This is a genomic window from Pseudomonas sp. 44 R 15, assembly GCF_900004965.1.
Classification (GTDB): domain Bacteria; phylum Pseudomonadota; class Gammaproteobacteria; order Pseudomonadales; family Pseudomonadaceae; genus Aquipseudomonas; species Aquipseudomonas orientalis_A.
In genome coordinates, this window is record NZ_CVTU01000076.1 from 20,977 (window position 1) to 30,425 (window position 9,449).

General features: G+C 62.2%; 10 protein-coding genes. 3 read left to right on the plus strand and 7 right to left on the minus strand.

What is annotated here, in order from left to right; all coding sequences use genetic code 11:
- Nucleotides 1–35 precede the first annotated feature (35 nt).
- The 5 genes from argE to BFP93_RS09710 form a co-directional block, all read right to left on the minus strand.
- Nucleotides 36–1,181, minus strand: coding sequence for an acetylornithine deacetylase (argE, locus tag BFP93_RS09690; RefSeq protein ID WP_065892919.1), 1,146 nt, complete (start codon nt 1,179–1,181; stop codon nt 36–38).
- Nucleotides 1,178–1,855, minus strand: coding sequence for a DUF1028 domain-containing protein (locus BFP93_RS09695; RefSeq protein ID WP_065892920.1), 678 nt, complete (start codon nt 1,853–1,855; stop codon nt 1,178–1,180). Before BFP93_RS09695 ends, argE begins: the two co-directional genes overlap by 4 nt.
- A 10-nt stretch (nt 1,856–1,865) precedes the next feature.
- Nucleotides 1,866–2,276: a RidA family protein gene (locus BFP93_RS09700; RefSeq protein WP_065884765.1), complete on the minus strand. Its 411-nt coding sequence runs from the start codon at nt 2,274–2,276 to the stop codon at nt 1,866–1,868.
- A gap of 22 nt (nt 2,277–2,298) precedes the next feature.
- The gene (locus tag BFP93_RS09705; RefSeq protein ID WP_370737783.1) at nt 2,299–3,630 is read right to left on the minus strand and encodes a flavin-containing monooxygenase; all 1,332 of its coding nucleotides are present in this window, start codon (nt 3,628–3,630) and stop codon (nt 2,299–2,301) included.
- 146 nt (nt 3,631–3,776) lie between these two features.
- Nucleotides 3,777–4,379, minus strand: a complete 603-nt coding sequence (locus BFP93_RS09710; RefSeq protein WP_065884763.1) for a LuxR C-terminal-related transcriptional regulator — start codon at nt 4,377–4,379, stop codon at nt 3,777–3,779.
- Nucleotides 4,380–4,491: 112 nt separating this feature from the next.
- On the opposite strand from BFP93_RS09710, the gene BFP93_RS09715 reads away from it, so the two are divergent.
- Nucleotides 4,492–6,105, plus strand: coding sequence for an ATP-binding response regulator (locus BFP93_RS09715; RefSeq protein WP_065892922.1), 1,614 nt, complete (start codon nt 4,492–4,494; stop codon nt 6,103–6,105).
- Here BFP93_RS09715 and BFP93_RS09720 read toward each other — a convergent pair.
- Nucleotides 6,095–6,430 (minus strand): hypothetical protein, encoded by a 336-nt coding sequence (locus tag BFP93_RS09720; RefSeq protein WP_065884761.1) that lies wholly within the window; start codon nt 6,428–6,430, stop codon nt 6,095–6,097. The two genes, BFP93_RS09715 and BFP93_RS09720, sit on opposite strands and share 11 nt — an antisense overlap.
- Before the next feature lie 176 nt (nt 6,431–6,606).
- Here BFP93_RS09720 and BFP93_RS09725 point away from each other — a divergent pair, with 176 nt between their 5' ends.
- A complete protein-coding gene (locus tag BFP93_RS09725; RefSeq protein WP_065892923.1) occupies nt 6,607–7,089 on the plus strand; it encodes a GNAT family N-acetyltransferase in 483 nt (160 codons plus the stop codon).
- Between the two features lie 53 nt (nt 7,090–7,142).
- On the opposite strand, the gene BFP93_RS09730 is transcribed toward BFP93_RS09725, so the two are convergent.
- Entirely contained in the window at nt 7,143–7,961 is an 819-nt protein-coding gene (locus BFP93_RS09730) for an alpha/beta fold hydrolase (protein ID WP_065892924.1), read from the minus strand.
- 172 nt (nt 7,962–8,133) lie between these two features.
- On the opposite strand from BFP93_RS09730, the gene BFP93_RS09735 reads away from it, so the two are divergent.
- On the plus strand, nt 8,134–9,201 hold the full coding sequence (locus BFP93_RS09735; protein ID WP_065892925.1) for an NAD(P)-dependent alcohol dehydrogenase: 1,068 nt from the start codon (nt 8,134–8,136) through the stop codon (nt 9,199–9,201).
- The last annotated feature ends 248 nt before the right edge of the window (nt 9,202–9,449 follow it).

Below are 9,449 nucleotides of genomic sequence, written 5' to 3' on the forward strand. Positions count from 1 at the left end.
GGCAAGCCCCCTCCCACATTTGATTTGTAGTGCATTCAGAGGCGGATGGCGTCGAGCATCCGCTGCAACATCGCATCGCAACCCTTGAGCTGTTCCAGGCTGACAAATTCATCCGGCTTGTGCCCCTGGTCCATGCTCCCCGGCCCGCACACCACGGTGGGGATACCGACTGCATCAAACAGCCCACCCTCGGTGCCAAACGCCACGGTGCCGAACGCCCTGGAACCGGAAAACGCCGCAATCAGCTCGGCGGCCTGGCTGCGCTCATCGGTGACCAAGCCCGGGTAGGCCGACAACTCGGTGAACCGGATCGAGCTCTGCCGGCTCACTGCCTGCATGCGCGGCAGTACCTCTTGCATGGCGTAGGCTTGCAACGCCTCGGCTACTTCACCTGGGTCCGTCGAGGGCAGGGCACGTATTTCAAAATCAAACCGGCAATCGGCCGGCACGATATTCAGGGCCTTGCCGCCGCTGATCACTCCGGTCTGCACGGTGCTGAACGGCGGATCGAAGCGCGGGTCCTGGCGTGCGCGCAAGCGTTGGCCGATGCGCCCCAGTTCGCCGATCAACTCGGCGGCATGCTCGATCGCATTCACACCGGACGGTGCATACGCTGAGTGACACGCCTCGCCATGCACCTCGCAGCGCATCGCCAGCTTGCCCTTGTGGCCGAGCACGGGTTTGAGCTCGGTCGGCTCGCCGATAATGCACAGCAGCGGTTTTACCGGCCGTTGTTCCAGCACGCCAAGCAGCGAACGCACGCCGAGGCAGCCGACTTCTTCGTCGTAGGACAGGGCGATGTGCACCGGCAGGCGCAACGGCGCCTCGATCAGTTCCGGCACCAGCGCCAGCACGCAGGCGATATAGCCCTTCATGTCAGCGGTGCCACGGCCATACAGCTTGCCGTCACGCTCGGTCAGTTGAAACGCTGGCAGGGTCCAGGGTTGCCCATCCACCGGCACCACGTCGGTGTGCCCCGACAGCACAATGCCGGGCAGTTCCACCGGGCCGACGCTGGCGAACAGGTTGGCCTTGCTGCGCGATTCGTTGTAGATCAACTCACTGGCTACGCCGAAGCCCGCCAGGTAATCGCGCACAAATTCGATCAACTGCAAATTGGATTCACGGCTGGTGGTGTCGAACCCCACCAGCGTCTGCAGCAGTTCGCGGCTGCGGCTCATCGCTCGTCACCGGCCACGCCGTAGCCCGGCGAGCGGTCGGGGGCGAGGGCGCGGTCGATGTAGTCCTGCACTTGCGGGCGGTAGGCGTCCCAGAGTGTTTGCAGTTCGTCGATGGGCGCTTCATCGGCCCAATCCACGCGCAAGTTGATGATCGGCCAGGTCAGCTCGCCCACCACCACCAGCGCGGCCGAATGCACTGGACCTGCTTCGCCGCCGGCGGCGATGGCGGCATGCATGGCCGCGAGCAAGCGGTCGGCCAGTTGGCCTTCGCCGTGCTCGAAAGCCTGGACCATCGCTTCGATCACCCCCCGGTCAGCGAGCATATTGCCCGCCGCTACGCACTGTTCGCCCGACACGGCGTTGTGGGTGCCCAGGGTTTCGCTGCCGCTGAAATGCACGCTGCGGCCCAAGTGATCGATTGCGGTCAATTGCCGGTATTGGCTATAGCCGTTGCGCGTCAAGGCGGTGTCGATGGCATCGGCAGGCGTGAGGCCTTGTTCGAGCAAATCGAGCACGTCGGGGCCGAGGGCCGGCAATGTGATGTTTTGCGTAGCGACCGCGCCCACACCGGGGCGCAGCCATGGGCAGCGGGCGCCCACGGCGATGCTCGATGAGCTGATAGCGATGCCCAACTGGCCGGTGTCCGCGCAGCGGCCGACGATTGAAAAGGTCATGGGTGGCTCCTTATTCGGGAATAACCGCGATCACGTCAATTTCCATCAGCCACTGCGGCTGGCCCAGGGCCGAGACCACCAGCCCGGTGGAGATCGGGAACACGCCCTTGAGCCACTTGCCGACTTCCTGGTACACCGGTTCGCGGTAGCGCGGGTCGATCAGGTAGGTGGTGGTCTTGACGATATGCGACAGATCCGAGCCCGCCTCCTCAAGCAGCTGCTTGACGTTTTTCATCGCCTGTTCGGCCTGGGCCCGCGGGTCACCAAGGCCCACCAGTTGGCCTTCGAAATCCGTGCCCACCTGGCCACGCACATACACGGTGTTACCGGCACGCACGGCCTGGCACAGGTCGTTGTCCAGGCTCTGGTTGGGGTAGGTTTGCTTGGTGTTGAACATGCGAATACGGGTGTGAGTAGGCATTGTAAAAACTCCGGCAAAGGGATCAGGCGCTGACAGGGGACGGGCGAACCAGCGAGGCGGGCGCGCGGTACTCAAGGTATTGACGCTGGATGGCGATGTGGTCCGCCACGTACTTGGCGTCGTGCCACACCCCCCAGATAAACGACGAGCCACGCCGTGACTGCCAGGGCAGCCCGAGGAAATAAATCCCGGCCTCGCTGGAGACGCCGCGCTGGTGCCGTGGCTTGCCGGCCGCATCGAACGCATCCACCTGGAGCCAGCTGTAGTCCACGGCAAACCCGGTGGCCCAGATGATCGAGGTGATGCCGGCCTGGGCCAGGTCCAGTTCCAGGATCGGCTGCTGGATGCAGTCGGCATCCGGGAACACGCGGCGGGCTTCGGGCTCCAGGGGCAGGTCGAGGCCGTTGCGCTCGATGTAGGCGTCGGCCGCATCCAGCAGGGCCAGGTAGTTCTCATCGCCACGGGCCAGGTTGTCCACCAGGTTGGCTTGGAACGTTGCCACGTTGCCATTGAAGGAGTGGGTGAGGCCGACCAGGGTCATGCCTTGCTGGGCCAGCTCACGAAAGTCGATGGTCTTGCCGCCGTGGGCGCCGCTCACCGCGATGGTCACGTGCTCACGGCCAGGTTTCATCGCCGCCTGGTCCCACTCGCCCAACACCCCCAGCCACCAGCAGAAATCGCGGTTGCGATAAGCGCGCGGCGGGCGGTCATGGGCGCCGACCGACAGGTACACCTGGCGACCGGCGCGCTGCAATTCATCGGCGATCTGCACCCCGGAAGAACCGGCACCCACCACCAGCACAGCACCTGCCGGCAATTGCGCGGGGTTGCGATAGTCGGCGGAATGGATCTGGTGCAGCGCAGTGTCTTTTGGCGCGATGGCCGGGATCACCGGCTTCTGGAACGGCCCGGTGGCGGCCACCACGCGGTTGGCTTCGATCACGCCTTCGCTGGTGTGCACGGTAAAGCCCGGGCGACCTTCGTTGCGCACCACCGACGTGACTTCCACGCCCGTGCGAATCGGCGCATTGAACTTGCATGCATACGCTTCGAAGTAGTCCGCCACGCGCTCCTTCGGCGCAAAGCCGTCGGGCGCCACATCATCGAATTCCAGACCCGGGAAACGGTCATGCCAGGCCGGCCCGTTGGCGACCAGCGAGTCCCAGCGCCCGGTACGCCAGCGCTCGGCGATGCGGCTGCGCTCGAGCACCAGGTGCGGCACGCCGTGCTTGCTCAAGTGCTCGCTCATGGCCACGCCGGCCTGGCCGGCGCCCACCACCAGGGTGTCTGTTTTTGTTATTGCTTGGGTCATGTGTCTGTCCTTGCGTAATGCAGTTGGATTCAGCTTGGGCATGACTTCAAGGCTAGGGGGAGGGTGGTTTTTAATAAAATATTATTAAGCTGGGAAGTGAGCATAAATATCGGATGCAGAGCGGGGGAGGTTAACGGGTGCACCATAGTCCAATGTGGGAGGGCAAGCCCCCTCCCACAGTTTTGGATCTAGAACTCCCCGGAGTATTTCACCGCCGCCGCCGCCCGCGTCGTCACCTTCAAGCTGCGCAGCAACGACGACACATGAATGCGCACGGTAAACGGTGAAATATCCAGGGCCTTGGCGATTTCCTTGTTGGTCTTGCCCTGGGCAATCAGGCGCAGCACGTCCTGTTGGCGCGGGGTGAGCGTATGGGTGTCCAGCGGCAGCAGGCCGGAGGGGGCGAACCTGACCAGCACTTCACCGTCGCGGATCGCCAGCAGCGCGTGGCCGATTTCGTCGGGGGCGATGTTCTTGCCGATAAAACCGTCGACGCCCAGGGCCATGACCTGTTCGATCAGCGCCGGATCATCCACCATCGAGACCACGATCAACGTGGTACGCCGCAGTTGCCGGCGCAGGTCGGCGAGCTGGCTGATGCAGGTCAGGCCGGGAAAGCGCAGGTCGAGGATCAGGGTGTCGATGTCGCCTGGGTCGAGCAGCAACCCATGCACCGCGTCCAGGTCGCCGGCTTCCTGTACCCGGGCCTCGGGCAGCAGGCGTTGCACGGTGCGCGCCATGGCTTCGCGAAACATCGGATGGTCGTCGGCGATAATAATCCGGCCGGTCATGGTGAGCTCCTTGCTGGGCATGGCTGTGTGCAGGCATGCTGTTTTATTATCGGGCCCAATGCCCGCCTCGCTCATATAAAGGGCCAGGGCTATGACAACAAGGACGTAACCCATGGGGCTCGAGACCAACTCCGAACTCGACCAGGCGAACCTGCGCATTGTGGTGGCAACCATCGCCATTGTGTATATAGGCGTGCTGGGCTTTTTGCCCGGGCATTCGCTGGACACTTACTGGCCGGTGCTCCTGTATATCGTCCTGTTCCTGCTGGCGTCCATTGCCTTGCGCCAGGTGATCGCGCGTTGGCCCGGGCATTACCCGGCGCGGCGGATTTTCGGCATGCTCCACGACTATACCGGCACTTCGTTTGGGCTGGTGGTGGGCGGTGAGGCGGCGTTGCCGCTGTATGCGGTGATGGTGTGGGTCAACCTGGGCAACGGCATGCGCTATGGGTCGCGCTACCTGGCGATTGCCACGGGGCTGGCGTTGTTGGCGCTGTTGATGGTCTACCAGCTCACGCCGTGGTGGCAGGCACAGCCGTTCATGGTGCTGATGCTGATGATCACCAGCACGGTGATTCCGATCTACGCGCATATCCTGCTGGAGCGTACGCGCAAGGCCTCCGAACAAGCCATCGCCGCCAACCTGGAAAAATCCCGTTTTCTCGCCCAGGCCAGCCATGACCTGCGCCAGCCGATCCACTCCATCGGCCTGTTCACCGCCTGCCTGCGCGAAGCCCGCCTGGGTGATGACGAACGGCGGCTGGTGGACAATATCGATCGCTCGCTGCTCAACGTGTCGCAGTTGTTCCGTTCCATTCTCGACCTCTACACTCTGGACAACGGGCGTCTGCTGCCCAAATACCAAGTGATCCATCTGGGCGATTTTCTCGCCGACCTGGTACGCCAGAACGCCGAAGCCGCACGCTGGGCGGGTGTGGAGTTGCGCTTGCGACCGTGCGCCCACTGGGTGCTGGTGGATCCAGGGATGCTGGCGACCATGGTGCAAAACCTGCTCTCCAATTGCTTCAAGTATGGCGCGCAACGGCCAGTGCTGATCGGTGTGCGTATTCGCGATAACCGCTTGGTAATAGAGGTGCATGACCAGGGCCGGGGGATTGCAGGGGAGCATCTGGCGAAGGTCTTCGAAGAGTTTTATCGCGTGCGCCAACTGCGCGACAAGGACGTCGAAGGCGTCGGCCTGGGGTTGTCCATCGTCAAGCGCCTTGGGCAGTTGATGGGGCTGCAGGTGAGCCTGCGTTCGCGGGTGGGCCGTGGCACTTCGGTAGGTCTGCATGGCCTGGCCCTGGCCACTGCGCCGGCTCAACCGGCATCGCGTGACGACGCACGCCAGGCCGGCCTGCTCAGCGGTTTGAAAGTGTGCCTGGTCGAAGATGATCATAATGTGCTGCTGGCCACCCAGGCGCTTCTCGAGCGCTGGGGCTGCGAGGTGCAGGCCGAGTCCACGGGGCAGGGCCTGGTCAGCGACTGCGACATCATCGTCGCCGACTATGACCTGGGCAACCACGCCACCGGCATCGAATGCATCGACCACTTGCGCCGGCAACGCGGCTGGGCGGTGCCGGCGCTGATCCTCACCGGGCATGACGTGGAGAAAATCCAGGCTGCGTTGCACGACCGTCAGATCGCCATTCTGTCCAAACCGGTGCGCCCTGCAGAACTGCGCGGCGCCTTGCGTGAGCTCAGCCAGGAAAAAATTATTGTGTGAACGGCGTCAACCCATTGCCCCGCGCACCCTTGGGCATGCAATAGGCCGCGGGTTTCATCAGGCCAAAGCTGGCAATCGCAAACGCGCCGCCGCTGGCACCGCTGGGCACCGAGCAGTTGTACTCGCCGGAGGCGGTGTTGACCACGTAGTAGGTGGTCATGGAGTCGCTGCGTACATTGGAGATGCGTTTGACCGGTTCGCCCAGGTTGGTCTCTGAGAGTTTCTTGAGATGGTCTTCGGTGGGTTTGATATTGCTGCAACCGGCAACGCTGATGATCAAGGCGCCGAGCAGGGCAAGGCGCGTCACAGGGGAGGGGAGTTTCATAATGCTTCTTCCTTGGGATTGTTTTGGTTTTTCCAGCGCGCAACGACCCTTCGCGCATTGAGTGCGCGGTGTTGGCTGAGCGTTGGAAGTGCCGGGGAATATAGCGCCGGGGGAAGCGCGGGTCGATTAGCACACATGGGCTAATGGCATATTGAAATCAAGGAAGGAAGAAGGCTGTGTTGCAGATAAAACGAGCTACGCCAGAGGATGCCGACAGCGCGTTTGAGATTCGTCGTGAGGCTATTCTCGGCCAATGCATCGGCGCCTACACCGCAGAACAAATGGCGCTCTGGACGCGTGGCAGTGCGAGCGATGGTTACAGCGTGCTGATGGAAAAACGCTTCTACCTGGGCTGTGTGAACGGCGAGCCAGTCGCCACCGGCATGCTCGATCTTGCCAACAATGAAGTCGGCGCCTTGTTTGTGCGTCCCGCATTCACCGGGCGGGGGTATGGCAAGGCAATGCTCGACCACCTGGAGACGGTCGCGCGTCATATCGCCGTTGAAGAGGTGGTATTGGATGCGACGCTCAATGCGGTGAGTTTCTACAGGGCGTGCGGCTATGTGGGGGATGAGCAGGCGGTGTATCACTCGCCCTCGGGGTTGGTGTTGGCGTGTGTGCCGATGGTCAAGCGCCTGCGGCTGATGAGTGAGTCTTGAACCAAATGTGGGAGGGGGCTCTCCCTCATCGAGAGCCCCCTCTCACAGGGATTTCAGCGGTTCAGGAACGCCAGCAGGTCCTCATTGAGTTGTTGGGTATGGGTAGCGGCAAACCCGTGGGGCGCGTCCTTGTACACCTTCAGTTGCGCGCCCTTGATCATCTCGGCCGCGACCTTGCCGGTGGTTTCGAACGGCACGACCTGGTCACCGTCACCGTGGATGACCAGGGTCGGCACGTCGATGCTGGCCATGTCCGGGCGGAAGTCGGTCTGCGAGAACGCGGTCACGCAGTCCACGGTGGATTTGAGCGAGGCCTGCAGGGCGATCTGCAGGGTCTGGGTGAGCACACCGTCTGAGACTTTCTGGCCCTTGTTGAGGCCGAAGAATGGCGTGTTGAAATCGCTGATGAACTGCGCGCGGTCCTTCAGCAGGCCGGCCTTGATGCCATCGAATACGTCGTCGGGCACGCCCTGCGGGTAATCGTCCTTCCGGCCGAAGATCGGCGTCACGGCGCCGAGCAGCACCAGGCCGGCGACCCGTGCGCTGCCATGGCGCGCAATGTAGCGGGCCACATCGCCGCCGCCCATGGAGAAGCCCACCAGGGTCACGTCCTTGAGGTCCAGGTGTTCGATCAATTGGGCGATATCGTCAGCGAAGGTGTCGTAGTCGTTGCCGGTCCACGGCTGGTCCGAGCGACCAAAGCCCCGGCGGTCGAACGCGAGGGTGCGAAAGCCACGGCTGCTCAGGTATTCCATCTGGTATTCCCACATGTCGGCATCCAGCGGCCAGCCGTGGCTGAACAACACGGGCTTGCCGCTGCCCCAATCCTTGAAATAGATCCGGGTACCGTCTTTGGCAACGAATGTGCTCATCTGAAACTCCTTTGTCTGCATGAAAACAGTGAGTTGAAAATCCGCCTGGGCTTATGTCTCGAAAGCTTGCGCCAAAAGCCGCCGCGCGGCTTGTATGGACGTGCTCGGTTGAACGTTTCAGCGGCCAGGCGTGTCCACCGAACTCTTCCGTCAGATCATACAGGTGAACGAAATGGCCAGGACTTACAGCTACGCCGCTCGGGACTCCAAGGATTCGCTCAAGCCCTTTACCTTCGAGCGCCGCGCCCCCGGCGCGGATGACGTACAGATCGACATTCTGTATTGCGGCGTGTGCCATTCCGACCTGCACACCGCCCGCAACGAGTGGAACAACACTCTTTATCCTTCGGTCCCCGGCCATGAAATCGTCGGCCGTGTGACGGCGGTCGGCGCCAATGTGAAGACATTCAAGGTGGGTGACCTGGCCGGTGTCGGCTGCATGGTCGACAGCTGCCAGCAATGCGCCTCCTGTGCCGAGGGCGAGGAGCAATATTGCGAGAATGGCTTCACCGGCACCTATAACGGGCCGCTGTTCGGCGGCGAAAACACCTACGGTGGCTATTCCGACAACATCGTGGTCAAGGCGCAGTTCGTGCTGCGCATTTCCCACGACGACACCAACCTGGCGGCAGTGGCGCCGTTGCTGTGTGCCGGGATTACCACCTATTCGCCGTTGCACCACTGGAAGGTCGGCCCGGGCAAAAAAGTCGGGGTGGTCGGCCTCGGCGGGCTAGGGCACATGGCGGTGAAGATTGCCCATGCCATGGGCGCCCATGTGACGCTGTTCACCACTTCACCGAACAAGCGCGAAGATGGCCTGCGCCTGGGTGCCGATCAGGTGGTGGTGTCGAAGAACGCGGATGAAATGGCCAAGGTTGCCAACAGCCTGGACTTCATTCTCAACACCGTCGCTGCGCCGCATAACCTGGATGCCTTCATCAGCCTGCTCAAGCGCGACGGCACCATGACCTTGGTCGGCGCGCCTGACAGCCCGCACCCGTCGCCTGCGGTGTTCAACCTGATCTTCAAGCGCCGCAGCCTGGCGGGTTCGTTGATCGGGGGGATTCAGGAAACCCAGGAGATGCTCGATTTCTGTGCCAAGCACGGGATTGTTTCGGATATTGAGATGATCGATATTCAGGGGATCAATGAGGCGTATGAGCGGATGCTCAAGGGGGATGTGAAGTATCGGTTTGTGATTGATATGGAGAGTTTGAAGAAGGAGAGTCGTGTGGCTTGAGCGCAAGTGCGGCGGATTTGGAGCTGACCGGTATCTTGTGCCGATCCGAGGCCCAAATGTGGGAGGGGGCTTGCCCCCGATGGCGGCCTCTGGGCTGGCCAGTATCTTGGATCAGACCGAGTACATATCCATTATTTAGGTAACGGCCACTTAGGGTTCCGCTTTTACAGCGGCTCACTTTTGAAAAGCGCAAAAGTAAGCAAAACGCTCTTGCCCCACCACTCGGCACCTCGCTTGGGCTCGGTGTG

Bases quoted from the DNA above. Each gene is read 5' to 3' on its own strand.
- BFP93_RS09735 (WP_065892925.1), top strand. From the start codon at position 8,134: ATGGCCAGGACTTACAGCTACGCCGCTCGGGACTCCAAGGATTCGCTC.
- BFP93_RS09710 (WP_065884763.1), bottom strand. From the start codon at position 4,379: ATGACCGGCCGGATTATTATCGCCGACGACCATCCGATGTTTCGCGAA.
- BFP93_RS09715 (WP_065892922.1), top strand. From the start codon at position 4,492: ATGGGGCTCGAGACCAACTCCGAACTCGACCAGGCGAACCTGCGCATT.
- BFP93_RS09700 (WP_065884765.1), bottom strand. From the start codon at position 2,276: ATGCCTACTCACACCCGTATTCGCATGTTCAACACCAAGCAAACCTAC.
- BFP93_RS09720 (WP_065884761.1), bottom strand. From the start codon at position 6,430: ATGAAACTCCCCTCCCCTGTGACGCGCCTTGCCCTGCTCGGCGCCTTG.
- BFP93_RS09705 (WP_370737783.1), bottom strand. From the start codon at position 3,630: ATGCCCAAGCTGAATCCAACTGCATTACGCAAGGACAGACACATGACC.
- BFP93_RS09695 (WP_065892920.1), bottom strand. From the start codon at position 1,855: ATGACCTTTTCAATCGTCGGCCGCTGCGCGGACACCGGCCAGTTGGGC.
- argE (WP_065892919.1), bottom strand. From the start codon at position 1,181: ATGAGCCGCAGCCGCGAACTGCTGCAGACGCTGGTGGGGTTCGACACC.
- BFP93_RS09730 (WP_065892924.1), bottom strand. From the start codon at position 7,961: ATGAGCACATTCGTTGCCAAAGACGGTACCCGGATCTATTTCAAGGAT.